The sequence below is a fragment of the Erythrobacter ani genome, from assembly GCF_019204025.1.
Lineage (GTDB): Bacteria > Pseudomonadota > Alphaproteobacteria > Sphingomonadales > Sphingomonadaceae > Erythrobacter > Erythrobacter ani.
Genome location: NZ_JAGSPB010000002.1, coordinates 701144 through 725241 on the forward strand (window position 1 = coordinate 701144; position 24098 = coordinate 725241).

General features: G+C 60.6%; 22 protein-coding genes. 10 read left to right on the forward strand and 12 right to left on the reverse strand.

Translation table 11 applies throughout. The features are described from left to right. Window positions 1-98: 98 nt before the first annotated feature. From KCG45_RS10280 to KCG45_RS10290, 3 genes are read right to left on the reverse strand one after another with little or no spacing between them, the layout of a single operon-like run. Window positions 99-1352 carry an N-succinylarginine dihydrolase gene (locus KCG45_RS10280; protein WP_218317142.1) on the reverse strand — a complete coding sequence of 418 codons (1254 nt, stop codon included), beginning with the start codon at window positions 1350-1352 and terminating at the stop codon, window positions 99-101. Next, complete coding sequence (locus KCG45_RS10285) at window positions 1349-2365, reverse strand: arginine N-succinyltransferase (RefSeq protein WP_218317143.1); 1017 nt, start codon at window positions 2363-2365, stop codon at window positions 1349-1351. The genes KCG45_RS10280 and KCG45_RS10285 overlap by 4 nt, the downstream gene beginning before the upstream one ends. Then, the gene (locus tag KCG45_RS10290) at window positions 2362-3567 is read right to left on the reverse strand and encodes a hydrolase (protein WP_218317144.1); all 1206 of its coding nucleotides are present in this window, start codon (window positions 3565-3567) and stop codon (window positions 2362-2364) included. The genes KCG45_RS10285 and KCG45_RS10290 overlap by 4 nt, the downstream gene beginning before the upstream one ends. A 122-nt stretch (window positions 3568-3689) precedes the next feature. On the opposite strand from KCG45_RS10290, the gene KCG45_RS10295 reads away from it, so the two are divergent. After that, window positions 3690-5786, forward strand: coding sequence for a malate synthase G (locus tag KCG45_RS10295; protein ID WP_218317145.1), 2097 nt, complete (start codon window positions 3690-3692; stop codon window positions 5784-5786). Between the two features lie 5 nt (window positions 5787-5791). Here KCG45_RS10295 and KCG45_RS10300 read toward each other — a convergent pair whose 3' ends face one another. The 5 genes from KCG45_RS10300 to KCG45_RS10320 form a co-directional block, all read right to left on the reverse strand. Next, window positions 5792-7201 carry an amidohydrolase family protein gene (locus tag KCG45_RS10300; RefSeq protein ID WP_218317146.1) on the reverse strand — a complete coding sequence of 470 codons (1410 nt, stop codon included), beginning with the start codon at window positions 7199-7201 and terminating at the stop codon, window positions 5792-5794. A 75-nt stretch (window positions 7202-7276) separates the two neighbouring features. Beyond that, window positions 7277-8098, reverse strand: a complete 822-nt coding sequence (gene rsmA / locus KCG45_RS10305; RefSeq protein WP_218317640.1) for a 16S rRNA (adenine(1518)-N(6)/adenine(1519)-N(6))-dimethyltransferase RsmA — start codon at window positions 8096-8098, stop codon at window positions 7277-7279. Beyond that, window positions 8098-9111: a 4-hydroxythreonine-4-phosphate dehydrogenase PdxA gene (gene pdxA / locus KCG45_RS10310; RefSeq protein WP_218317147.1), complete on the reverse strand. Its 1014-nt coding sequence runs from the start codon at window positions 9109-9111 to the stop codon at window positions 8098-8100. The genes rsmA and pdxA overlap by 1 nt, the downstream gene beginning before the upstream one ends. A 10-nt stretch (window positions 9112-9121) precedes the next feature. Next, window positions 9122-10456, reverse strand: coding sequence for a peptidylprolyl isomerase (locus KCG45_RS10315; RefSeq protein WP_255548128.1), 1335 nt, complete (start codon window positions 10454-10456; stop codon window positions 9122-9124). 248 nt (window positions 10457-10704) lie between these two features. Further along, window positions 10705-12972 (reverse strand): LPS-assembly protein LptD, encoded by a 2268-nt coding sequence (locus tag KCG45_RS10320; RefSeq protein WP_255548129.1) that lies wholly within the window; start codon window positions 12970-12972, stop codon window positions 10705-10707. 188 nt (window positions 12973-13160) lie between these two features. Here KCG45_RS10320 and KCG45_RS10325 point away from each other — a divergent pair, with 188 nt between their 5' ends. The 5 genes from KCG45_RS10325 (at window position 13161) to ndk (ending at window position 16324) form a co-directional block, all read left to right on the forward strand. Then, the gene (locus tag KCG45_RS10325) at window positions 13161-14618 is read left to right on the forward strand and encodes a leucyl aminopeptidase (RefSeq protein WP_218317149.1); all 1458 of its coding nucleotides are present in this window, start codon (window positions 13161-13163) and stop codon (window positions 14616-14618) included. Between the two features lie 12 nt (window positions 14619-14630). Then, the gene (locus KCG45_RS10330; protein WP_218317150.1) at window positions 14631-14783 is read left to right on the forward strand and encodes a DUF2256 domain-containing protein; all 153 of its coding nucleotides are present in this window, start codon (window positions 14631-14633) and stop codon (window positions 14781-14783) included. Continuing rightward, entirely contained in the window at window positions 14780-15214 is a 435-nt protein-coding gene (locus KCG45_RS10335) for a DNA polymerase III subunit chi (RefSeq protein WP_218317151.1), read from the forward strand. Before KCG45_RS10330 ends, KCG45_RS10335 begins: the two co-directional genes overlap by 4 nt. Before the next feature lie 58 nt (window positions 15215-15272). Further along, the gene (locus tag KCG45_RS10340; RefSeq protein WP_218317152.1) at window positions 15273-15779 is read left to right on the forward strand and encodes a hypothetical protein; all 507 of its coding nucleotides are present in this window, start codon (window positions 15273-15275) and stop codon (window positions 15777-15779) included. 122 nt (window positions 15780-15901) lie between these two features. Then, a complete protein-coding gene (ndk, locus tag KCG45_RS10345) occupies window positions 15902-16324 on the forward strand; it encodes a nucleoside-diphosphate kinase (protein WP_218317153.1) in 423 nt (140 codons plus the stop codon). 59 nt (window positions 16325-16383) lie between these two features. Here ndk and KCG45_RS10350 read toward each other — a convergent pair whose 3' ends face one another. From KCG45_RS10350 to purM, 3 genes are read right to left on the reverse strand one after another with little or no spacing between them, the layout of a single operon-like run. After that, window positions 16384-17607: a sulfotransferase gene (locus KCG45_RS10350; protein ID WP_218317154.1), complete on the reverse strand. Its 1224-nt coding sequence runs from the start codon at window positions 17605-17607 to the stop codon at window positions 16384-16386. Next, window positions 17607-18572 (reverse strand): phosphoribosylglycinamide formyltransferase, encoded by a 966-nt coding sequence (gene purN / locus KCG45_RS10355; RefSeq protein ID WP_218317155.1) that lies wholly within the window; start codon window positions 18570-18572, stop codon window positions 17607-17609. Before purN ends, KCG45_RS10350 begins: the two co-directional genes overlap by 1 nt. Then, the gene (gene purM / locus KCG45_RS10360) at window positions 18565-19698 is read right to left on the reverse strand and encodes a phosphoribosylformylglycinamidine cyclo-ligase (protein ID WP_218317156.1); all 1134 of its coding nucleotides are present in this window, start codon (window positions 19696-19698) and stop codon (window positions 18565-18567) included. The genes purN and purM overlap by 8 nt, the downstream gene beginning before the upstream one ends. 85 nt (window positions 19699-19783) lie before the next feature. Between purM and KCG45_RS10365 the strand changes: the two genes are divergently transcribed. From KCG45_RS10365 to KCG45_RS10380, 4 genes are read left to right on the forward strand one after another with little or no spacing between them, the layout of a single operon-like run. Further along, window positions 19784-21094, forward strand: a complete 1311-nt coding sequence (locus tag KCG45_RS10365; protein WP_255548131.1) for a heavy-metal-associated domain-containing protein — start codon at window positions 19784-19786, stop codon at window positions 21092-21094. 19 nt (window positions 21095-21113) lie between these two features. Beyond that, the gene (locus KCG45_RS10370) at window positions 21114-21755 is read left to right on the forward strand and encodes an HdaA/DnaA family protein (RefSeq protein WP_218317157.1); all 642 of its coding nucleotides are present in this window, start codon (window positions 21114-21116) and stop codon (window positions 21753-21755) included. Between the two features lie 42 nt (window positions 21756-21797). After that, complete coding sequence (gene epsC, locus KCG45_RS10375) at window positions 21798-22526, forward strand: serine O-acetyltransferase EpsC (RefSeq protein ID WP_218317158.1); 729 nt, start codon at window positions 21798-21800, stop codon at window positions 22524-22526. Then, window positions 22526-22894 (forward strand): DUF2794 domain-containing protein, encoded by a 369-nt coding sequence (locus KCG45_RS10380; RefSeq protein ID WP_218317159.1) that lies wholly within the window; start codon window positions 22526-22528, stop codon window positions 22892-22894. The genes epsC and KCG45_RS10380 overlap by 1 nt, the downstream gene beginning before the upstream one ends. Window positions 22895-22915: 21 nt before the next feature. On the opposite strand, the gene KCG45_RS10385 is transcribed toward KCG45_RS10380, so the two are convergent. Beyond that, entirely contained in the window at window positions 22916-24088 is a 1173-nt protein-coding gene (locus tag KCG45_RS10385; RefSeq protein ID WP_218317160.1) for a hypothetical protein, read from the reverse strand. Between the last annotated feature and the right edge of the window lie 10 nt (window positions 24089-24098).

The following is a 24098-nucleotide window of genomic DNA, read 5'->3' on the forward strand; positions in this document are numbered from 1 at the left end:
TCAATAACCTGCCAAATTCTGCGCGCCGCAATGATGCACGAGGGGCTGGTTAACTAGGAATTTACCCTAAGCTGATCACGCAAACGGTTGCAAACGCGTTAACCTAGTTCTGGGATGTCGAGCGCGGCGAGCAGTGCCGAGCGTGCGGCGATCACGGCTCCTGCCAAGGTTTCGGAGCCAATATCAGCCGGATCGATTTGCTCGGGGTAGTTTTCGGCGATCGTCTTTTCGAGAAGATCGGCCTTTGCATTATCCAGCATGAAGCGCTGATCTACGCTCGCAGGGTCGCACACGACCCGTAGACGTAGGCAGGCGGGGCCGCCGCCATTGGCCATGCTCTGGCGTACGTCGACCGGAACGACATGCTTGATCGGTCCGTTCCCCGCCATCATGCGCTCGCAATAGGCCCACACCCTGGCGCTTTCTCGGCATTCTTCAGGGACAATGAGCGCCATCGTCCCGTCGGGCTGCGTCACCAATTGCGCGTTGAAAAGATAGGTGCGGATTGCCTCCGCGAGTGTCACCGCATCACTTGGCACCTCGACCACCTCGAGCGCGGGAAAGGCGGCTCGGATCGCATCGTAGGCGCCCGTCTGGTCGGCGAAGGCTTCTGCATGGGTGAAAAGTACCCGCTCATTGGCGACCGAGACCACATCGTTGTGGAACGCTCCCGCTTCGATCGCGGCAGGGTTTTGTTCGACGAACACGCATCTTGCCGGATCCAGTCCGTGTCGGCGCGCAATCAGACGGCTGGCTTGTTCATGCTGGCGCGCGGGGAACCGGCCACCGGGGCGGCCGTAGACAAAGACTTCCGCCCCGGCGCTGCCATGACCCTCGCAAAAACGCATATGGTTGGCCGCGCCTTCGTCGCCGAAAGTCATCGGCGCGATATCGTGGATGGTGAAACGATCGCGATTTCCGAACGCGACCTCCAGCATGCGTTTGGTATCCGGCCATTCTTGGGCGCGATGGAGCATCGTGACGAGGTTCGCGGGTGTCAGGTGACACTTGCCGTCAGCGGTATCAGGCGCGGGAGAGACGGTTGCGGCGTTGGCGGTCCACATCGAAGATGCTGACCATGGCGCAGCGCGCAGCGCGGACGCCTCCGTTCCATTATAGCACAATGCCTCGGCGAGCGCGGTATTGGGGCGGGGCAACGGCAGCAAGAAGCCTTGCACGCCCAGCCTGGAGAGATTGCCGCGCATCTTGGCCACGCCTTGAAGAGCTGCTGCGCGTGGATAGGAGGGATCGCCCTTGTGACTTGCGCTGGCGATATTGCCGAGGCTGAGCCCGGCATAATTATGGCTCGGGCCGACGATACCGTCGAAGTTGATCTCTTTGAGGTCGCTCACCGCGTCACGCTCCAGACGGTGTCGCCCTCGGTCACGTCGAGCGCATCGGCCGCCGCCGCGTCGATGGCGATACCGCCGTCATCGTCAAGCTTGCGCGCTCCGTAACAGGCGCGGAACTCTTCGAGCCGACCGGCGGCGAGGATAGCCCGCTCGCCTTCGGCAAGGTCGACTCCGGTTACCTTGGCCGCTGTGCTGTCCTTTACACTCGCGACGTCATCGGTCGCGGCGACCATGCTTGGCCCGCCATCGAATATGTCGACATATCCGTCGTAACGGAAACCTTCATTTTCGAGCATCCGCATCGCCGCTCGGCCTGTTGGGTGGGGTACGCCGATCACGCTGCGCGCGTCTTCGGATAGCATCGAGACATAGACGGGATGCTTGGGCATCAGGTCAGCGATGAACTGGTTGCCGTTGATCGCGTTGAAATAGTCAGCCTCCTGAAAACTCATGCCGAAGAACCGGCCTGCAACCCCGTCCCAGAACGGCGAACCGCCGCGCTCGTCGATAATGCCGCGCAGTTCTGCGAGCACCCGGTCTGCGAAGCGTTTGCGGTGCATGGCGATGAAGAGGTAGCGGCTTCGTGCGAGCAGCAGACCAAGACCGCCAGCACGTTCATTGGGGTGGAGGAACAATCCACCCACTTCGCTCGCGCCTTCGAGGTCGGTGACGAGGCTCAACAATTCCGCCCGGACCGTTCGGTCCAGTTCCTGGCTGTACTGCGTCAGAGTATTCAAGCGGTAGGAATAGAACGGCCATTGCTGCCCGACCATCGTCATCAGCTGGCAGGTCCCGGCGACTTTCTTTGTCTCGAGGTTCTCAAGGACCAGCACAAACTGTTCATCCACCAGCTTGTCCTCTGTGTTGGCGAATGCCTGTGCAGCACGATCCAGCTTGCTGCCAAGCGCCTTGCGATCCGGCGGAAGGTTGGTGAAGCCGCCGCCCGTCAGTTTTGCCATTTCATAAAGGTGCTCAAGATCGGAAGGGCGCGCGGCGCGCAATCGAAAGGTCAATTCAGGTCTCCGGCGAGCGCACCATCGGCAAGGCGCGAAATGACAAGGGCAGAGAGCGCGGCGCGCTCTTCAAGACTGGGAACGATCAGGAATTCGTCCGCTGAATGGATAGAGCCGCCGCGCACGCCCATCGTGTCGACCACAGGGACACCGCAAGCTGCGATATTATTTCCATCGCACACCCCGCCAGTTGATTTCCAGCCGATGCGCTGGCCCAGCTCGGCACCGCATTCCTTTACCAGATCGAACAGCGCCTGCGCCTTCGCATCGACCGGTTTGGGAGGACGGGTAACACCACCGTGTCGGTGCGCCCTGACCTCATGCTCACTCTCAATCTGACTAAGTAAGTTGTTTAAAGCGCTGTCGAATCTCTCCATCGCTTCGGTCGATTTTGGCCTGATATTGAAACGAAGAACGGCATGATCGGGCACGACATTGTTCGGCCCGCCACCTTCGAGCTTGGCGGGATTGATTGTTATGTCCTCGCGTTCCATCGCTTTCAGCCGCAGGATCAAATCCGCTGCCGCGACGAGCGCGCTGCGTCCATCCTCGGGATTGCGCCCCGCATGGGCAGACTTACCGGATAGCGTGATCGAATAGTTTCCGGTTCCGCCGCGCGCGTGCGCGAGCGTGCCGTCGGGAAGGGCGGCTGGTTCGTAGGTAAGCGCGGCTAACTTCCCGCGCGCCAATTCCGCGATCAGGTCGGAGCTGGCCAGCGACCCTGTCTCCTCGTCCGAATTGATCAGAATGTCATAACCGAGCGTGGATGACCGGCCCGATGCCTCGAACGCCTTGAGCGCATGCAGGATTACAGCGATGCCGCCCTTCATGTCCGCTACACCTGGACCGCCCAGCACATCGTCTTCGAGCCATGTCTGCTGCTGAAACGGGTGGTCTTGCGGAAAAACAGTATCCATGTGCCCGGTAAACAGCACCCGGCGATTGGCGGTTGGGCGCACGCGCATGACAAGGTGCTGCCCGTTGGCGATCTGGAATTCGCTGCCATCGGCGGCCATCCCGGTCACCGGCGAAGGATCGACCAGTTCGACTTCACCAGGAAGAACTCTGAACGCATCGGCAAGCGCGCTCGCCTGTGCGCCGAGTCCGTCCAGGTTACCGGTACCGGTGTTGATCGCGCACCAATTCTGCACGTCGTCTAGCATGGCCGCGGCGTCGATTTGAGAGAGAATTTCCGGTTTCATCGGAAACCACCCCTAGCTGGGTAAAGAGACTTGTCCAAGCCGTTGCAATCCACCGGTCATTTGGCCATATCGCGATCCGTCCTCCTCCCCAGGATTCCTTTGATGGAGCCATGAGGACCACAATGACAGCACACCTAGACCGCGCCGGACTTTCGATTGACGGGAAGCTGGCGGAATTTCTCGAAAAGCAGGTCCTGGCGCACCTTGGCCGCGATCCGACTGCATTCTGGCAAGGTCTTGCCGCGCTGCTCGCCGATTTCGCGCCGCGCAATCGCGCGCTGCTTCAAAGGCGTGAGGATTTGCAGGCGCAGATCGATCATTGGCACGACGAGCGTCGCGGTAAGCCGCATGATGCGGCCGAATACCGCGCGTTTCTCGAGAATATCGGTTACCTGGTGCCGGAGCCAGGCGACTTCCATATCGGGACGAAGAATGTCGATCCCGAAATCGCGACCACGGCCGGCCCGCAGCTGGTCGTCCCGATCCTCAACGCCCGCTTCCTGCTGAATGCGGCGAATGCGCGTTGGGGGAGCCTCTACGATGCTCTATATGGGACGGACGCGCTCGATGCGCCGCCAGCCAAGCCTGGCGGCTATGACAAGGCGCGCGGCGATGCCGTGATTGCGCGAGGCCGGGAATTCCTCGATTCCGCACTGCCGCTCGTGGATCAGAGCTGGGCCGATCTCGCCGACGAGAACGATGGAAAACTGCGGGACGAAAATCAGTATATCGGCAAGACTGACAAAGGTTTGCTTTTCAGGAACAATGGCCTCCACATCGAGGTGGTTTTCGACCGCGAGACCCCGGTTGGCAAAGGGGACCAGGCCGGCATAGCCGATATCATCGTCGAATCCGCGCTTACCACGATTGCGGATTGCGAGGATTCGGTCGCCGCAGTCGATGGCGAGGACAAGCTCACCGCCTACACCAACTGGCTAGGCATCATCCGCGGCGATCTTGAGGAGAGTTTCGAAAAGGGCGGGCGCACGCTGACCCGCTCGCTCGCAGGCGACAAGACCTACAGGGACGGCGAGGGCAGGGAACACAGTCTGCCGGGTCGCAGCCTGATGTTCGTACGCAATGTCGGCCATCTCATGACCAATCCCGCTATCCGTCTGCCTGATGGCAGCGAGATTCCCGAGGGGATTATGGACGCGGTTTTCACCAGCACGATCAGCGCGCTCGACGTCGAGGGACACGCGAAACACGGCAATTCGAAAACCGGCAGCATTTATATCGTCAAACCCAAGATGCATGGTCCGGAAGAGTGTGCTTTCACCAATGATCTGTTCAACGCGGTCGAGGATCTGATCGGCTTGCCTCGCCATACGATCAAGGTCGGCGTCATGGACGAGGAGCGCCGTACGAGCGCCAATCTCGCCGCGTGCATCCATGCGGTGAGGGACCGGATTGTCTTCATCAATACTGGTTTCCTCGACCGGACAGGTGACGAGATTCACACCTCGATGCGGGCCGGGCCGATGATGCGCAAAGGCGCCATGAAGAATTCGGATTGGCTCAAGGCATATGAGTCCCGCAATGTCGCCATCGGGCTCGCGCACGGCCTCTCAGGTAAGGCGCAGATCGGGAAGGGCATGTGGGCCGCGCCCGACCTGATGGGTGCAATGATGGAGGAAAAGATCGGCCATCTCAGGGCGGGAGCGAACACAGCATGGGTGCCTTCTCCGACCGCCGCGACGCTTCACGCGCTGCATTATCACCGCGAGAACGTATTCGATATCCAGAAAACCCTGCCCGAACCACCGGGCCTCGAAGCTCTGCTGACCATTCCGCTCGCCGAGAACACAAACTGGCCCGAAGAAGAACTGCGCGACGAGCTTGATAATAACGCGCAGGGTCTGCTTGGCTATGTGGTGCGCTGGGTCGATGCCGGAGTCGGATGTTCGAAGGTGCCAGACATCAACGATGTTGGCCTGATGGAAGACCGTGCGACTTTGCGTATCTCTTCGCAACATATTGCCAATTGGCTCCACCACGGGATCGTGAGCGACGATCAGGTGATGGATTCGCTCACCCGCATGGCGGCGAAGGTCGATGCCCAGAATGCCGATGATCCGTCTTACACGCCGCTTATCGGGAACGAAGATGGTCCCGCATTCCGCGCGGCCAAGGATCTGATCTTCAAGGGCGTGGAGCAGCCATCGGGATATACCGAGCCGCTGCTGCATGAATGGAGGCAAAAGGCGAAGGCTGGTTGACGCCTCTACTCGGCCCGTCTCTCCTTGGCTTCCTTCGCAAGGCGATTTCCGTTGACAATGACCTCGGCAATTTGACGGGTCGCAGTGATATCGTCGAGCGGGTTGGCTTCGAGAAGAACAAGGTCGGCTTCCTTGCCCACCGTGACGCTGCCGATACGATCAGCCGCATCGATGTAGCGCGCATTTGCCAGTGTAGCGGCATGAATCGCTTCAGCAGGTGTCATTCCGGCGCGAACGAGATTGGCTAGCTCTGTGTGCATTGAGACGCCTGGCACCACAAATGGATTCGAAGCGTCCGTTCCGGCGAGAACAGTCACTCCCGCCGCATGCATTCGTCCGACCAGTTCCATTCTCAGCTTGTGAGCGGCCATCCCGTCGGCAATGCTGTCAAAAGGCCCTCGAGGATCACCCCGGGGTGTCACGATGCTCTTGTAGATAAATGACAGCTCGTCGGTGAGTGCAGGATCGGGCATCGCCGATGGATAGAGCCAACGCGGATCATCGAGTACGACCAGAGTTGGAACGATGCCGACATCATGGCGCCTTAAGGTTTCGAACAGCGCTGTCTCTTTCGCAGTATCGCGGGTAGCGGCCATTTCGATGAGTTTGCTATTCGTGAAAAGATAAGTTGCTGACGGATCGAGTTTGGCAGCCTCGGCCGCGAATTCATCGCGCCAACGGTCTTCATCAGCGGATATGTCGATGAAAATCCCGCGCAAATGCTCGGCCGTTCGCAGACCCGCCTCTGCCGCTGCGATATGCCCGACTTCTCCCGGGACGTGTCCTGCAATATATAGATTTCGCCGCTTTGCCTCGTCTGCGATTGCCGCGAACACGTCTGGTTTCAAGTCGGTGTACACCTTGACGAAATCGGCGCCTGCGCTGGCGACTTGATTGACCAGCAAGCGGCCCTCTTCGGGGGTGGCGATCGAAGCGTAATGCATCGCCCAGTCCGGATTGCGCGGAATGTCGCCGTCCAGAATACGCAAAGCGAGCACAAGTTCCGGGCCTTCCAGTTCGCCTGATGCGATCTCATGTCGCATAGCCAACTGTCCGCCTGAATCGGCCTCCAGTGGAGCGAAATGCGTGCCCATATCGCGCACGGTGGTCACTCCGAAGCGCAGGAACAGCGGTAGAGAGTCCCTGTTCAGATGGACATGCATGTCGATCAATCCAGGTATTAGAAACTTCCCTGCCCCGTCGATCGTTTCGGAAGCTTCCGGCCTTGGCTCCTCCGGTGCAAGGATCAGGCTGATTGTTCCTTCGTTGACTACAACGGTGCGCCCACTCTCGATGGTACCGCGTTCCACATCGACAACACTTACATCGGTAATCGCCAGATCGACGTTTTGCGCTGTCGCCAGCGAAGGAAGCAGGAGTGCAATTAATCCGGCAAAGGTTTTCGTAAAAATCATTGGAGCTCCTCGGCAGCAATATCTCTCGATGGCTTTCGAGCTACGTAGTTCAGTCCGAAATGGATGTTTGACTTGTCATCTTAGCATGCGGGCAAGCGCGATGTACTCACCCACACTCACCGTTTCCGCGCGCCGAGTTTCGTCGATGCCGACTCTGGCCAGCGCGTCGAGTGCGCCCGGAACGCCTTTAAGGCTTTGACGAAGCATCTTGCGGCGTTGTCCGAATGCAGCCTCGGTCAGGCGTTCGAGCGTGCGTGCCGATACCCCCTCCGGCGCCTCGCCCGGGGTCACATGGACGATTGCGCTCATCACCTTGGGCGGCGGCGTGAAGGCGCTGCGATGCACCTTCATCGCCATGCTTGCCTCGGCGCGCCAATTGGCAAGCACGGCAAGGCGGCCATATGCATTGGTGCCCGGTTTCGCTGCAATGCGTTCTGCCACTTCACGCTGGAACATGAGCGTCAGCGAGGTCCATTGCGGCGGCCAGTTTTCGCCGGAAAGCCATTTGACGAAAAGCGCCGTGCCGACATTGTAGGGGAGGTTGGATAGGACGGCGAACGGTTCCCCGCGCATGATCTCGCCATGATCGAGTTTCATCGCGTCGCCTTGGATCGCGGTAAGCTGGCCGGGAAAGGCCTCGGACAGCTCGGCCAAGGCTGGCAGACAGCGTCGGTCCATTTCGATGGCGGTGACGCGCGCGCCTGCTCTAAGAAGCGCACGGGTCAGCCCGCCAGGGCCTGGGCCGATTTCGAGCACGGCCTTCCCATCGAGCTTTCCGGGTATCGCAGCGATGCGGCCAAGTAGCTGTTCGTCCAGCAGGAAGTTTTGCCCGAGCGCCTTCGACGCGGACAGTCCGTGGCGCGCGATAGTTTCGCGGATCGGGGGCAGGTCCGCCATCACCCAGCGCGCGCTGCCGCGCAATTGGCCGCCATTCTGATCGCTGCGCACATCGCGCTCGGATCGGCTTTCCCCTGGCCAGCGATATCGAATGCGGTGCCGTGATCGGGTGACGTGCGGATGATCGGCAGGCCGAGCGTCACGTTGACTCCTTCGTCGAATTCGAGCGCCTTCAAGGGGATAAGTGCCTGATCGTGATACATGCACAAAGCCGCATCGTAGCTGCCTCGCATCATTGGCGTGAACAGCGCGTCGCCGGGAATGGGCCCGATGACGTCGAAACCCTCGGCTGCCAATTCGGCTATTGCAGGTTCGATCACGCGCTGTTCCTCGCCACCGAATTGCCCACCTTCGCCCGAATGGGGGTTCAGCCCGGCGACAGCCAGACGCGGCCGCTCCAGACCGAAATCACGCTGCAATCCCTTGGCGACGATGCGGGCCTTGTGCGTGATGAGATCGGCGGTGAGCAGTGCCGGGACCTCGGAAAGCGCGACATGGACGGTGAGGGGTACAGTCCTCAGGGAAGGACCGGCGAGCATCATCACGGCATCGCGCGGCTGCATTTCGCATGCGCTGGCGAGAAATTCCGTCTGGCCGGGAAAATCGAATCCGACCTGCATGAGCTGCGCCTTGGCGACCGGGGCTGTGACCAGCGCAGCCGCCTCGCTGCGGAGCGTGAACTCGGTTGCCCATTTCAGCGAAGAGAAGGCCAGCTGTGCGCCATCCGTAGTCGGCGCACCTGGGGCGTACCGTGTGTCGAGGCCTGCCATGACCGGTAATCCCGCGGCAAAAGCCATGGGCGCCTCATCGGGCTGAGCGATCGGTATTATCGGGCAGTCAATGCCGCTCCTTGCGGCCGCGGCGCGCAGGACTTCGAAGCCGCCGACGACGAAGAAAGGATGCGGATTCGCTGCTCCTGACTTCAGCCGGCCATAGCTTGCGCAAAGAATCTCAGGACCGATTCCCGCCGGATCGCCAAGCGATACGGCTAATGGGAACCGAGCACCGCTCATCGAAGCTTGCTCAATTGTACTCGATATAGGCGTCGTTGCGCAGATCGCGCAGGTAACGCTGAGCGCGCTTGTTGATCCGATCCTGCTCGATCTGGCTCATCACCGCATCAAACGTAGGTGCGCCCACGTCTTCGGGATCGTCACGCCCGCACAGCATCAGAACACGGATGCCTTCCTGCGGACTGCCGAAAGGCGGGGTCGTTTGTCCGACCTGCAATTGCAGTATGATGTTGCGTAGCTGGTCGGGAAGCGACCCTGCCGTGATCTGGTCGTTTGCGACGACGCTTGCGCCCAGTTCCTCACGTGCCCGGTCCGCATCGGCGCAACCGCGCAGGCCCTGGACGAATGTCGCGAACTGATTAACCCGCGCCTCGGCCTGTTCCTGCGTGACGTCGGGTTCGAACGTGATGGCGATTTGCCGCAAGCTGAGAACCGCGTCGTTCGGGTTTGCCATCAGAACCTGACGTTTGTTGATGACGTAAAGAATCGAAAAGCCGCCCGGAATCTCGATCGGCCCGTTGAGCTGACCGGGTTGCATTTCGCGTGCGGCGGCGGCGAGCGCTGTGGGAAGCTGGCCAAGCCGGATCCAGCCTAGGTCACCGCCGACGACAGCGGTCGTCGCTTCGGAGAACTGCCGTGCATACGCGACAAAGCTGCCGCCCTGCTGAAGCTGTTCCATGATCCGTTGGGCGTTTTGCAGCACCTCCGCGCGATTTTCCTGCGTCGCAGACAGATAGATTTCGCCGAGGCGGTACTCTTCCGTTCCGCGCGACTCTTCGAGCCGCTGCAACACGTCGTTCACTTCTTCGGCGGAAACGTTGACGAATGGTGTGATATTGCGCCGCAGGAGGTTCTCCCATGCAAGCTCACCTTCAATCTGGCGCTTGAGGGCGTCGGGGGAAGAACCGATCGATTCAAGGTATTCGGTCATCCGTTCAGGATTGCGGCCGAAATTCTGCGTCGCCAATTGGTTGAAAGTCTGTTCGATCTGAGCGCGATCCGCTGGAAGCTCCAGCGCCTGTGCGGCCTGTATCTTAAGCGTTTCGTCGATCAGGTTGCGCAGCACCTGCACGCGCAGCCGCTCAAGCTCCTCTGAAGAAAGCTCGTTTTCCGAAGCAGCCGTGACGAGCGCCACGCGCTGATCGATGTCAGTTCCGGTGATGACGTACCCGTTCACCACAGCCGTCGCTGAACGTTCGCCGGCGCTGTTACGGTCGAAGATCGAAAAGTCGTCCGGGATACCGAATGGGTTGTTGGTGGTTGGCTGGGCTTGCGCGGTGCCGGACTGGTTCTGTGCGGTGACGGGCACCGTGGGCAGCGCCATTGCAACCAGCCCTGCAGCCATCAGACCAAAAGAATTCTTCGATAAAACCTTCATCGTCACGTAATCAATCCCGATTCATTCAAGCGCGCTTGAGAGCGCAAATTATGGTCATGTATCCAAGTCGGCGCGGCCCCATTCGCGCGTCTGGCTTGGCGATTGCACCCGGCGGCTTAACGAGGGCTGAGTGCGTCGCCTTGTTCGGCCACGGGCCTTTAGCTACTTTTTTGCCTGCTGCCAATTCGCGAGGTTCCGATCGCGTTCTCGAGACGCTATCGAAAGCCGAGATTTCGCAAGGCGAAGAACAGCTGGAAGGTATTTCCCCTGGCAGCGTCACCAGCCGTTATGAAGTCCCTGCGCCAAGTCACTCCGAACTCGATACAATCGTCGTTATAGGCCACACCGAGCCGTGTCCTGATCGGCTCGAACCCATCGGGTGCGAAAGTCGGGTCTTCGTCAGCGCCAGTGAGGTTAAACACGCCCGATCCGAAGGCCGACCAGTGCGGGCCGAAGGCAACGCGGGCCGCTGCGCGAAATTCTTCACGGTCGGCGAGATCTTCCACCGTTTTGATGTCGCGATCCAGTCTCAGATAGCCGACTTCGAGATAGGTGCGCTGCGACCCGACCGTTGCATCGATTTCATTGCGCCGGATCGCAAAGTTATCCTTGTCGATGCGGTAGCGGTGAGTGAACTGGATGTAGTCGCGCCAGCGGACCTCGGTGCGGCCGACGAAATCGGAAAAACGCTCCGACAGACCGGTGCCGTCGGGGAAAATCGTGCCCTCTTCATCGAAGCGGTAGGATTGCCCGACGTTCGTCTTGATCCGCCAGTCTGGCTTTGTCAGCGACCAGTCCACGCCCCAGGTGACGCGGACACCGTCCTCGACGCGGTCGTATCCTGGGAAACGATTGAGCGCGAAGAGGTTCGAATCTTCGAGATCGATTGCGCGCGCATCCTCGTTCGGGACGGCGAGGTTGCGAATATCTGGGCTCGCGACGAGCTGGACGCGCGGCGTCAGGACCTGTGTGCCGCCGAAGGCTTCACCGACGAAGGGCCATTCCACGTCTACTGCAGCAGTTGCAACACCGCGCGCGGTGAAGCCGTCGGTGCCGCGATAAATCTCCGTCAACGTCGAAAGCGAATCGTTGGTGTGGTAGACGTCGCCGCGCAGCAACCCGGTCAGCGTGACGATCTGCCCCATGCCGGTCACCCGCCGCATGTCCCATTTGGCGCCTGCAAATGCTCGCTGGGTATCCTGGCCGTCGTCACGGATCAGGTTGAGAGTGTTGACCTGCAGCTCAACGTCTCCCCCCATGATCGGATCTTTGAGGATCTGACGATAGTCAAACGCCGGAATCGCAACAGGGATCTGACCCTGATCGGCGGTGATGCGGAGCGTTTGTGTCGCCCATCCGGCGAGCGACAGGTACGAGCGATCGTCGATCCTTTCGAGATTAACGGTCGAGCGCAGCCGGTCATCGCGGCTGAGGTCATAGCGGCGCAGGAATGTCCGGTCACTCGCCACCCGAACCGACCCGGTGACGCTCCATTCAGGAGTGAACTGGAACTTACCATTCGCAAACAGATATCCGCGCGGATCGCTCTCGGTCGTAGGGACACCAGTAAAATCGGCCACGCGGCTGGAAACCGTGGCAAAGCCGGTTATCTGGAATGCACCTTTGTCAGTCAGCTGACGCCACTGCGCGTTGATCATCGGCGCAACCTCTGAGAACACATAGGCACCCAGCGTCACGTCCTTGTTATCCGCAAGCCGGTAGTAATACTGGCCCGATAGCTCGAGCCCGTTCACCTCGGAAATACGGACATTCGGTGCGAGAAAGCCGGAAACGGCGCTTCCGTCGGTACGGATCGACATTCCCGGAAGCGGCAGGATGCGGGCACCAAACAGTTCCAGCATTGCGCCTTTGAATCGCACCTGGCTGTCCTCTGGATTATAGGTCACTCGATCGGCGGTGATGCGCCAGCTCGGATTTTTTGCGCACCCATCTTCGGTGGTGACGGCGCAGGCCGTATAGGCCGCATCGGTCAATACGACGGTCCCGTCTTCCCCGCGCGCGCCAGACCTCGCTGCCAGCCTGCCTCCGGCGCGCAATGCCAGCAGGAGATCGCTCATTGCGCCGGTTTCGAACTGGTCGTTCAGTTCTAAGGAGTCGGTGTATAGCTGATTTCCACCATCATCGACGAAACGGATGTTGCCGGTTGCCAGGATGGAGCCGGAGCCGCGGTCCCAGACGACCTGATCCGCTCGCACCGAGTTGTCGGCACTGCGCAAGATAACATTGCCTCTCGCAGTTACCGTGTCAGCTTCGTTGTCGTAAGACAGCTGATCCGCTTCGAAATCGATCGCATCGCCGAGCTGCGGCACATCCAGCTCGGTGGATTCGTCATCGCTTTGGTCAGGCGAAACGGCAGACGGCGAGAGTGCATCGGTTTCGTCCTGTGCGGCCACAGGGCTGGCCAGAGCCAGCGCAGGCACGCAAAGCGCAACAAGCCCGAGCGGGCTTGTCTTGCAACGCAATAATGTGCCGTTTGCGACCAACCCGCCGACCTCTCAACCTCGCGACATGCCTTGCCTATTGCACCGCTCGCGCTTAATCGCAATCGCCATTGAGGGCCTGGTCCCCCGGTGCCGATCGGCTGCCTTGTGCGTTCGATATGACACCACCGAAACGACCGACCTGCTACTGCCAGCTCCCGGGAGAACCCATGCAAATCCATTTCGACGACACCGCGCCCTCCAACGTTCGGCTCTCCGCCCGCATCGTGAACCAGGGCGACAGCCTTTCCGATATGGACGCAGCATTTGCCGATGGTGCAAAGGCCGCTCGGTTCAAGGGCCGCACAGGCCAGGTGTTCGAAGGGTTCGCAATGGCTGGCGGAACACTAACCCGCATCGCTGTTGCCGGAGCGGGGGAAAGCGATGCCGACGATCGACGCCTCAATGTCGAGAAGGCTGGCGCCGCGCTGACCGCAAAGTTCCTTCGTTCGGGCGAGACCGACATGGTGCTGGATCTCAGCCATGCCGATCTGTCCGGAGAGGAAGCTGCCGCGGTGCTGCTCGGCGTGCGCCTGCGCGGTTGGACCCACGACCAGTACCGCACCAAACTCGCCAAGGAAAAGCAGGCCACTCTTGAGAGAGTCCACGTGATTGGCGCGCCTTCGGGAACCGAAGCGGCCTGGCAGGAATCCATGGCGATCGCCAAGGGCGTGGAATTCACGCGCAAGCTCATCACCGAACCCGCCAACATTCTCTACCCGGAAAGCTTCGTCGAGCTCTGCAAGGACGCATTTGCCGGAAGCGGTGCGGAGATCACAGTGCTGGGCGATGAAGAAATGGAAGAGCTCGGCATGGGAGCCCTGCTCGGTGTCGGGCTCGGCTCGGACCGTCCCTCACGCCTGCTCGCGATCCGCTGGAATGGCGGAAAGAAAGGCGATAAGCCAACTGTGTTTGTAGGCAAGGGAGTGACCTTCGACACCGGCGGGATCTCGCTCAAACCTGGCCCCGGGATGGAAGACATGAAGTGGGACATGGGCGGCGCAGGCGCGGTTGCGGGCGGGATGCTGGCGCTCGTCACACGCAAGGCCAAGGCCAATGTCGTCGCCGTCATGGGCCTCGTCGAGAACATGCCGGACGGAAAGGCGATGCGCCCCGGCGACGTGATCACGACCATGAGTGGGCAGACGGTCGAAGTGCTCAACACAGATGCCGAAGGAAGGCTGGTGCTGTGCGACGCGCTGCACTGGGCGCAGGAACAGTATGACCCGGCCCGGATCGTCGATCTCGCGACGCTGACTGGGGCGATGATCATTGCACTCGGCCATGAGCATGGCGGTCTGTTTTCGAACGACGATACGCTTGCAGACGAATTGCTTGGCGCGGGCAAGGCGACGGGCGACAAACTCTGGCGCCTTCCGATCGGCCCTGCTTACGACAAGCTGATCGATTCACCCATTGCCGACATTAAGAATGTCGGACCGCGCCCCGCAGGCTCGATCACTGCGGCGCAGTTCCTTCACCGTTTCATCAAGAAGGGTACTCCCTGGGCGCACCTCGACGTTGCAGGAATGGTCTGGTCGGACAAGCCCGGGCACACATGGGACAAGGGTGCGACCGGTTACGGCGCACGCCTGATCGACCGCTTCGTGAAAGATGTCGCGGAATAAGGAAGACGTCTCATGACCAAGATGAGACGGAAATCCGACCTTCCTTCGAAGATTTGCGAAACCTGCGGATTGCCGTTCACATGGCGCAAGAAATGGGAACGAGACTGGGACGCTGTGCGCTATTGCTCCGAACGGTGCAGGCGCAGTAAGCCTGCGTCCTCATGAAAGTTGATTTCTGGCAGCTCTCCCACGATCCCGCGGAGAAGGTTTGCGCTCTGATAGCGGAGCGCGTGCTCGGTTCTGGGGAGCGGCTACTCGTCGTCAGCAAGGATGCGGGACAGCGCGAAGCCATTTCGAAGTCCCTGTGGAAGGCATCTGCCACCAGCTTTCTTGCTAATGGTGAGGCGATGGCCGCGGGTGACGAACGCCAGCCGGTGCTGCTGTCCGAAACGACAGAAGCGTCTAACACGGCCAGCCACGTGATCTTCGCCGATGGCGAGTTTCGCGAAATCTCCGGCTTCACGCGTAGCTTCCTGCTGTTCAACGAGAAGACGCTGGAACAGGCGCGCGAGACGTGGCGTGCGCTCGATGACCAGGATGATCTGGAGCGCTCCTATTTCCGACAGGAAAACGGCAAATGGGTCAAAGTCGCCTGATCCCTTGAAGAATTGCCTGCAATAAGAGATGCTTCGCTCCTCAACAGGGGAAACGACAATGCACCGCATCACCACGATCGCCTGCGCGGCCGCGTTCTTGAGCGCTTGCGGATCGGAGAGCTCAGGCGAATTTACAATCGAGGACGGCGGAGCCGGCGAATATTCGATCGACAGTTCTACCGGAGAAACCACCGCGACGATCGAGACAGCCGATGGAACGGCCACGCTGCGATCCGGTGCGGACGTTCCCGTCGATCTACCGGATGGTTTCAGCCTCTACCCAGGCGCAACCGTGGTCACCAACACGGTCGTCAATCAGGGCGAGGGCACGCGCGTCGTATTGCTATCATTCGAAAGCGATGACAGCGCCGAAGATGTTGCCAGCTATTACAGAGCAGAGGCCGAAGGCGCCGGGATCGCGATAGAGGTCGATGCGACGATCAATGGCGGAAGAATGCTTGCCGGCAAGGCGCAGGATGGCTCGGTCTTCGCATTGAACGCGACGACTGACGAGGGCAAAACGACCGGACAGCTCACAACGGGTCTTGGTGACCTGGGCCGGTAAGGCGCTAGTAAAGCTTGAATTGCTGCGCATGCGAGGCTAAGCGCGCGCCGGAAATCAACCGGCCTGCCTACCGGGCCTCCCCCGGCGCAATTCATGCGCATATTTCTCAAGGAACCTGAACCATGGCGGTTACCCGCACCTTTTCGATTATTAAGCCCGACGCCACCCGTCGCAATCTGACCGGCGTCGTCACCAAGATGCTGGAAGAAGCTGGCCTGCGCGTCGTGGCATCCAAGCGCATTCACATGAGCCGTGAGCAGGCCGAAGGGTTCTACGCGGTTCACAAGGAACGCCCATTCTTTGGTGAGCTTGTCGAATTCATGATGAGCGAACCAGTGGTCGTACAGGTGCTCGAAGGCGAAGACGCCGTGAAGCGCAACCGCGACATCATGGGTGCGACTAACCCGGCGGAAGCCGAAGCGGGCACGATCCGCAAAGAGCACGCCTTGTCGATTGGCGAGAATACCGTTCACGGCTCCGACAGCGAAGAAAACGCGAAGATCGAAATCGACTTCTTCTTTAACAAAGAAGAAATCGTCGGATAAACATTCGATTTTGTCCGAGTATGAAAGGGCCGTCCTCTGGGGCGGCCTTTTTCGTTTGATCAGCCTGCGGTCGCTGTAATCTTGGCGAAATGCGCAAGCTGCGCAGAATGCGCGCGGTGTTGGCCGCGTTCACTGCCCGACATCTCACGGCGCATTGCGGCTAAGGCCTCGCCGCTCAGACTGATGCCGATTTCGCGGTAGGTACGTCTGATCTCGCGCTCCCAATTTGCGTTGAGGTCGTCGAAATGTAGCCGCGCGACAGGTTTCTTCCAGCGATCAAGCGCCGCCGCCATCCGTGCCTCGCGCAATTCCAGCTTGCGCCGCCATTCGTTTTCGATCCAGGTCAGGTCGCATTCGTCGGACTGGATTGCCATCTGGTTCGCGACCAGTGAAACAGCGCTGCGTAGAACTGCTTCTTTTTGACGCTCCGCAATGACGATCCGGGCATCGGGAAATTGCGTGAGCAAGGTCGCAAGGTCCTCGGAAAAGGCGGGCACTTTCAGCACGCGCGGCCGTGAGGCAAGGCGGCGATGCGTCGCATCGGTTTTCAGCATGCGCGCAAATTCTCGGTAGATCGGCGCGGGATCGAGGGCTTCGCTGAAAGCGGAATACCCTGGGATACGCCACTGCGATTCGTAGATTGAATGGTTTAGCGCGGCAGCAATCCAGCCGAGTTCTTCCTCGACCTCACCGCTCGCCATGGGATGGATCGTGTCGATCCACGGATTGATCCGGCGCATGATCATCAGATCGAAAGCGCCCTTCAACCGCCGCATGTCGGGGAAGCTCGGCACCGGATGGGAGGCATCGCAATATCGCGTCGCGGAATGCCCCGGGTCTGCGGCCAGCAGTTTGTGGATACGCGTGGTGCCGCTGCGCATATGTCCGATGACGATGATTGGAGGTGCGAGTTTTGTCGCGAGTAGCTCGGGACGCTCTGCCCAAAGCGCGCCGAAGCGCAGCCGGTTGCGGATGACGCGGACAAGTTGGCCCCATGCCATCGCTTTGCCGAGCGGGTTAAGGCGAGCCTCTTCCGTTACCGCTTGGCAAAGCGCCTCGAGCCGCAAACGGAAATCTGCCACGTCTTCGGGATCTCGGCCCGCCTGTTCGGCCTCTTCGCTTCGGTCCCCAAACCCCTTGGCCGCCGAATGCCACAGTTCATTCGGATCGAGTGAAGGTACCGGCAACCAGCCCCTTTGCCACGCTGTGCCCAGCCAGCCGCTCAATCGGTCGACGATCGGTGCGCGGGCGAGGGGGTGAGAGCGGGTAGGGTGAGCGGTCATCAGAACATGCCCGCGGCATCGTGGAGTTTCGTCAGCCGCGCCGGGGCGGCACTTCGCCAACTGCGCTCAAGCCACTCCGCCACATGCACCCAGTCCGTCCCGGGACGGTTCAGGATCAGCCCGATCCAACCGCTCGCGCCGTAATAGGCAGGCTTGAAATAGGTGTCGGGCTGCGCTTCAACGAGGTCCAGCAGCTCGTCCATTCCGCTCGTCTTGACCAGCACGGCGATGTGTTCGCTGCCGTGGTGATTTTCGCTGAAATGGGCGAAAAATTTGCCCGACTTTTCGGCCCCAACCCGGAATCCGGGGGAGCCGTGGCTGTCGCGCGCATGAGTTTCCGGCAGCGCCAGCGCGATATCGCGCACGCGCTCGTACACGTAGCGGGCATCGTAAGGCCGTGAAACGTAGTCGGTAACGGCCCGCGGGAAGAGCTGGTGCTCGGCATATTTGACCCGCTCGGCGAGAGTCTGGGGCGTCTCGCATTCGCGGATCGCAACCTTCGCCTGTGCGAGCACCTCTCCTGCATCGAGCTCGGGTGTTACAATGTGCACGCTGGCCCCGGCATGGCTGTCACCGGCAGCGATCGCCCGTGCGAAAGTATCCAGGCCCTTGTATTTGGGCAGTAGTGAGGGGTGGATATTCAGAATGCGACCTTCCCAGCGGCGAACGAAATCGTCTGACAGGATCCGCATGTACCCCGCCAAAACCAAATATTCCGTTTCCGAAGCGATGAGTGCGGCTTCCATCGCCGCGTCGTGCTCCTCCCGGCTATGGCCTTTATGCGAGTGAACGAAGGTCTCGATCCCCTCTGCGCGGGCAATCTCGAGGCCTTGTGCATCGGGGACGTTGCTTGCAACCAGCACGACATCATATCGACTGGTCTCCAGCAGACCGGCGTAGAGCAGCGCCGCCATATTGGTGCCGGTGCCCGAAATGAAGATCGCGATTCTGGCTTTTTCAGCCAAGGTGCACGGCCTCCCAATCGATTCTGCCGGCCCAGGTACCTTGCGATCCGCGAACGGTGCATCCGCGCTCACCGCCAGCTACCGTGCCTACGCGAAATACGGTCTCGCCCACTTCCGAGAGCCGCGCCGCAACGCTCTCCGCCCTTTCAGCCTCGACCGCGAGAACCATTCCGACGCCGCAATTGAAGGTGCGGGCCATTTCGGCGGGCTCGATATTTCCTTGCGCTTGCAGGAACGCCATCAGGCGCGGCTGGTCCCAGCGATCCGCATCCACATGCGCATGAGCGCCTTCGGGCAGGATGCGCGGGATATTTTCGAGCAAGCCGCCTCCGGTGATGTGTGCCAGCCCTTTGATCAGACCTTCGCGGATGAGCGGGAGCAGGCTGGCGACATAGATACGAGTCGGCTCGATCAAGGTATCAATGAGAAGGCGTTCCTGATCGAACACGGCCGGTCGATCCATCTTCCAGCCGAAATCGTCCGCCAGTCGCCGGACCAGCGAATAACCGTTCGAATGCACGCCAGAGGATGCAAGGCCGAGTAGGACGTTGCCCGGTGCAACTCGCTCGCCGGTCAATTGTTCGTCGCGCTCGACCGCGCCCACGCAAAAGCCTGCAAGGTCGTAATCGCCATCTGCATACATGCCTGGCATCTCTGCTGTTTCGCCGCCAATCAGTGCGCAGCCCGCTAGCTTGCAGCCCTCGGCGATCCCGGCGACAACCCTTTCGGCGACACCGTTTTCGAGCTGCCCGGTCGCGAAATAATCGAGGAAGAACAGCGGCTCCGCACCCTGAACGATCAGGTCATTCACGCACATCGCGACAAGGTCGATCCCGACGGTGTCGTGGCGATCATGCTCGATCGCGAGCTTCAGCTTGGTGCCGACACCGTCATTTGCCGCGACCAGCAGAGGATCGCTGTACCCGGCCGCCTTGGGATCGAAAAACCCGCCAAATCCGCCAAGCTCGCTCGTCGCGCCAGGGCGTGCAGTGGCTTTTGCGAGCGGGGCGATAGCCTTGACCAAGGAGTTGCCCGCCTCGATCGACACGCCTGCACCGGCATAAGTGTAGCCGCCGCCATGCTGGCGCTCGCGGTCTTTGCCGCCTGAACCCGTATCAGTAGTCATACAATCCCCGACCTAAGCCCATGCGTTTAGCCTTTCTGGCTTGGAATTCCACTTCGGTTTGGGCAAAAGGCCGCTGATTTCCACGATGGCCATGACAATCGCCCCTTCTCGCCTCCTAAACGGGGCCTTCCTGCAAGCATCGCTTGGCGCAGCGCTGCGCCGTATCGGTGCCACGCTGATTGCCTTGGTTCTCCTGGGCGGGGCGTTCGCGATCGTGCTCGCGCAGGTTGAGGGCGATCGCGGGATCGCGCCCACCGCCTCTTCAGCGGATTACGAGGTTCGCGGGATCGAGGTCGATGAGCGCGCGGATACAGGAGAGGAAGCCCGCGAGCAGGCGTGGCGCCGCGCGCAGCGGCTTGCATGGCAGCAGATCGAAGGGCCACCCGTGTCGGACAGCCAGCTTTCCAGCATGGTGTCGTCCATCGTAATCCAGCAGGAGCGGATCGGTCCCAAGCGGTATATTGCCACTCTTGGCGTGATCTTCGATCGCCAGCGTGCCGGTCGCTACCTCGGGGGCGCCGCGACGTCGCGCTCTTCAGCGCCCATGCTGCTTCTCCCGGTCACGGTCAGCGGAGGGACTTTCACGACATTCGAGGTGCGCAATGCGTGGCAGCGCGCCTGGGCTGAATTCAATCCGGGTCGCAGCAGGATCGATTATGTTCGGCCAAGCGGGGCAGGGGGCGATTCGCTTTTGCTCGGCTATGGTCAGGCGGGCCGCCGCAGCCGCGCGTGGTGGCGCACTACGCTCGATCAATATGGCGCTGCCGATGCGCTGGTTCCGATTGCTCGCCTGCATTACCAGTTTCCTGGAGGTCCGGTGACCGGCACCTTCACAGCGCGTTATGGTCCTGACAGCCGGGTGCTTCAGACTTTTGAATTGACGGCGGGCAGCCCGGCGCAGGTTGACGATATGCTGCAGCAGGCGGTGGCAAGGATCGATTCGATCTACGAGACCGCACTGGTCGATGGCAAATTGCAGCCCGACCCGACTTTGACAGCGGGCGCCTCAGGAGAGATCGATCCAGCGCTCCAGCGTCTTATCGATATCGGCCGGGCCGTGCGGGCGCGCGAAGCGGCGGCGGCTGAAGCAGCAGAAGCCAGTGCGAACGCACAGACCGGCACGGCTCAGGTCGAAACTGCAACTCCAGCCCCGGTCAGCTCAAGCAATTATACCGTCCAGTTCGAGACAGCTGATGGCAGCGCCTTCGACAGCGCACTGACGAGCGTGCGCGGGACACCGGGCGTTCGCGGCGTCGCCGTAACCAGCACTGCAATGGGCGGCACTTCGGTAATGACGGTTAGTTTCAGCGGCACGCTGGACGAGCTTGCCGCAGCTCTGCGTGCGCGCGGCTTTACTGTGCGCCAGGGCGCAAACGCTCTCGCCATCAGTCGCTAAGGTCTTGGCGCCGACTTCGATGGCAAGACCTGCACCATCCGCCCAGCAGATTGCATTACCTCTCGTCTCACATGATGGCGGCGCCGCACAGCGCATTGTCATCGGCAATGCCAATGCGCATGTGATCGAAGCGCTAAGAGAGCCGGAACGATGGCCATTTGGCAGCGCCGTGCTGACCGGGCCTAAGCGCTCCGGCAAATCACTCTTGGGTCGCTGGGCCGAAGCGCAAGGCATCAGGGTGATCGACAGTGCGGACGAGGTCGATGAGACGGAGCTGTTCCACAGCTGGAATGCCGGGCAGGAAGGTGGATCGAGGGCGGGGGAGCCGCTCCTGCTGATCGCCAATGAAAGGCCGTGGGAGATCAAGCTCCCGGACCTTGCATCGCGGCTCGGCGGGTCGCTGCAGCTAGAAATAGGTGAGCCGGATGACGCAATGGCTGCCGAACTGATCGAGGCATTTGCGGAGCAGCGCGCGCTTTCGCTAGCAGATGGTGCGTCCGAATATCTCGTTCCCCGTACCGAGCGCAGTTTTGCCGCACTCGAAGCCCTTGTTGCGACGATCGATCGCATCAGTCTTGAACGTCAGGCCCCCGCCACCATGTCGGTTTGGCGCGCCGCCTTGGAAGCCCTGCAAGGCCCCGAACAACAAAAACTGTTGTAAGCAGGATTTGCAAAATCGCCCGTTTGGTGGGAGAAAAATGCGATGTTCGACACGCTCAAAAGTTATCTGGACTCGATCCAGGCCCGCGATCCGGCACCGCGCTCGCGCGCCGAAATCCTTTTATATCCCGGAGTTTGGGCGGTATTCTTCCACCGGATTGCTCACTGGCTGTTCGATGCCAAGCTGTATTTCCTCGCCCGCCTCGTGAACCATTTCTCGCGTGCGCTGACTGCCATCGATATTCATCCCGGGGCGACCATCGGGAAAAACTTCTTCATCGATCATGGCTTCACCGTCATCGGAGAGACTGCCGAAATCGGCGACAACGTGACGATTTATCAATGCGTGACATTGGGTGGCACGAACCCGACCAACGGGCAGGGAGGCAAGCGCCATCCGACGCTGGAGGACAACGTCATCATCGGATCGGGAGCACAAATCATCGGCCCGATCACTGTCGGTGAGCGGGGACGTGTTGGAGCGAATGCGGTCGTGATGGAGGATGTGCCAGCGGGCGCAACCATGGTCGGTCTCAAGGCTCGCTCGACGCTTGTCCCGGCAGAGCAGTGGATGCGGGAGTTCATCCCTTACGGGACGCCGTGCGAGGATGCCGAGGGCAATCGGGTCGACTGCATCGAAAAACTCGAAACCGAGCTGACCGCCATGAAGGCAGAGATTGCCGCGCTGAAAAGGAGTGCGGAGCAAAGCGCCAATTCCCCGGAACAGGCCGCATTCGATCTTGATGCGAAGAAAAGCGGAACCGACGATTGATGAGCTCAGGAGCGAGGCCGGGCAGTACCGGACAGGTCGTTGCATTTCCAGGCCGCGCGGGCGGCCAAGTCGGTTTCCAGCGCGATGAGCTACAGCGAATTCTCGACCTTTATGGCCGCATGGTCGCTGCCGGCCAGTGGCGCGATTATGCGATGGATTTCGGCAAGAACGCCGCAACCTTCGCCGCGTTTCGCCGGGCGTCGGAGCGACCACAGGCCCGCGTTGAGAAACGTCCTGCGCTAAGGGCAAAGCAGGGCATGTGGACCCTCTTCGGTGAGCACGGACAGGTGCTCAAACGTGGTCACGAACTGGCCGGGGTGCTCGCACCCATGGAACGCCAGCTCATGAAATCGGTCGAGGGCAGCTAGCGGCGAATTGTCCGGCGCTCCTCAGGCAGTCTGCGCCGTCAGTGTCAGATCGTGCGTGGCTGGCAACGCTTCCTGAATGCTTTCCGGCAAGGCTGTGACCACCGCGCGGCGGATCGGCTGCCAGAATGCTGACAGGCTGAGCAGCGCAGATCCGATGACCAGCGCGGTCAGAGCGAAGTTTAGCTCTACCGCTCCGAACTCGCGGAACAGGAACGTCAGTGCGAACAGCACGTAGGCGAGCGCGGATACGAGCAACGCTCGGCGATCGATGGCTAGGGCCAGCAATCCGAACCCGATATAGACCGCTATAACGGCCAAGGCCGCGCCGATACCGATATTGTTGCCATCGGTCACACCGATCAGAGCGAAGATAGGATGCGCGATCATTGGTGCGGCAAGCAGGTGCAGCCAGAACGCAACATCGCTGCGCCGCGAAGTGCGTTCGAGATCCGAAATATCCCACCGCATCGCGAAGGCGAACACCGCGAGTCCCGCAGCGAAAACGAGAGACAGCACGACTGTCTCATTGACATTGTCGGGGCCAATCCCGGTGACTATCAGGCCTATTATCGTCCCGGCGACCGCGGCCGCACCTGCGGCAACAGTGATCGGGACCATGAAACGGCGCCAATGTAGAAAGGCACCACCAGCGGCGACCAACGCGGCAAGCGATATCGCCAGCGCACCCAGGCGATCGCTTCCGCCTTCGACCAGCGCAATGCCCACACCGAGGATCGTTGCGAATGTGCCCCCGACGAACGCCAGCAGAAGGAGTATCGAAGGCAGCGCCATCCGCCGCTTGCTGGTGAAGAATTCGGCAAGCGGCCAGGACGTCGCCGCGACGAACAGACCTGCGAGTGAAATCTGCCATGCTTGCTGCAGGTCATTCGCCTCGCGCCATGCGGTGACTTCGGCCTCGGTCCTAGCTGCCCCGGTCGCGAACGCTGTCATATAATCTTCTGCAGGCACGATCATCGCGGCAATGGCCTGCCCGATGGCACCCACCGCCAGCAGAAGGATAACGATCCCGATTGCGACGAAGATATCGTTGAAGCTGTTTATGAGCCGGAAATTTTCTTCCGAAGAACGCGGTATCTCACGCACCACACTCATATGGGTGCGGAAACTCTGCGCAGCCTCGGCGCTCAGCGCACCTGCTGCAACGGCAGAATTGATATCGTCTTCACTATACATCGGGCCCAGC

What these genes read in the sequence shown, in the direction of transcription:
- KCG45_RS10370 (WP_218317157.1), top strand. Translation starts at nt 21,114, where the DNA reads ATGGCAAGACCTGCACCATCCGCCCAGCAGATTGCATTACCTCTCGTC.
- pdxA (WP_218317147.1), bottom strand. Translation starts at nt 9,111, where the DNA reads ATGAGCGGTGCTCGGTTCCCATTAGCCGTATCGCTTGGCGATCCGGCG.
- KCG45_RS10325 (WP_218317149.1), top strand. Translation starts at nt 13,161, where the DNA reads ATGCAAATCCATTTCGACGACACCGCGCCCTCCAACGTTCGGCTCTCC.
- epsC (WP_218317158.1), top strand. Translation starts at nt 21,798, where the DNA reads ATGTTCGACACGCTCAAAAGTTATCTGGACTCGATCCAGGCCCGCGAT.
- KCG45_RS10340 (WP_218317152.1), top strand. Translation starts at nt 15,273, where the DNA reads ATGCACCGCATCACCACGATCGCCTGCGCGGCCGCGTTCTTGAGCGCT.
- KCG45_RS10330 (WP_218317150.1), top strand. Translation starts at nt 14,631, where the DNA reads ATGACCAAGATGAGACGGAAATCCGACCTTCCTTCGAAGATTTGCGAA.
- rsmA (WP_218317640.1), bottom strand. Translation starts at nt 8,098, where the DNA reads ATGGCGGACCTGCCCCCGATCCGCGAAACTATCGCGCGCCACGGACTG.
- ndk (WP_218317153.1), top strand. Translation starts at nt 15,902, where the DNA reads ATGGCGGTTACCCGCACCTTTTCGATTATTAAGCCCGACGCCACCCGT.
- KCG45_RS10350 (WP_218317154.1), bottom strand. Translation starts at nt 17,607, where the DNA reads ATGACCGCTCACCCTACCCGCTCTCACCCCCTCGCCCGCGCACCGATC.
- KCG45_RS10300 (WP_218317146.1), bottom strand. Translation starts at nt 7,201, where the DNA reads ATGATTTTTACGAAAACCTTTGCCGGATTAATTGCACTCCTGCTTCCT.
- KCG45_RS10295 (WP_218317145.1), top strand. Translation starts at nt 3,690, where the DNA reads ATGACAGCACACCTAGACCGCGCCGGACTTTCGATTGACGGGAAGCTG.
- KCG45_RS10335 (WP_218317151.1), top strand. Translation starts at nt 14,780, where the DNA reads ATGAAAGTTGATTTCTGGCAGCTCTCCCACGATCCCGCGGAGAAGGTT.
- purM (WP_218317156.1), bottom strand. Translation starts at nt 19,698, where the DNA reads ATGACTACTGATACGGGTTCAGGCGGCAAAGACCGCGAGCGCCAGCAT.
- KCG45_RS10380 (WP_218317159.1), top strand. Translation starts at nt 22,526, where the DNA reads ATGAGCTCAGGAGCGAGGCCGGGCAGTACCGGACAGGTCGTTGCATTT.
- KCG45_RS10385 (WP_218317160.1), bottom strand. Translation starts at nt 24,088, where the DNA reads ATGTATAGTGAAGACGATATCAATTCTGCCGTTGCAGCAGGTGCGCTG.
- KCG45_RS10365 (WP_255548131.1), top strand. Translation starts at nt 19,784, where the DNA reads ATGGCCATGACAATCGCCCCTTCTCGCCTCCTAAACGGGGCCTTCCTG.
- KCG45_RS10315 (WP_255548128.1), bottom strand. Translation starts at nt 10,456, where the DNA reads ATGGCTGCAGGGCTGGTTGCAATGGCGCTGCCCACGGTGCCCGTCACC.
- KCG45_RS10290 (WP_218317144.1), bottom strand. Translation starts at nt 3,567, where the DNA reads ATGAAACCGGAAATTCTCTCTCAAATCGACGCCGCGGCCATGCTAGAC.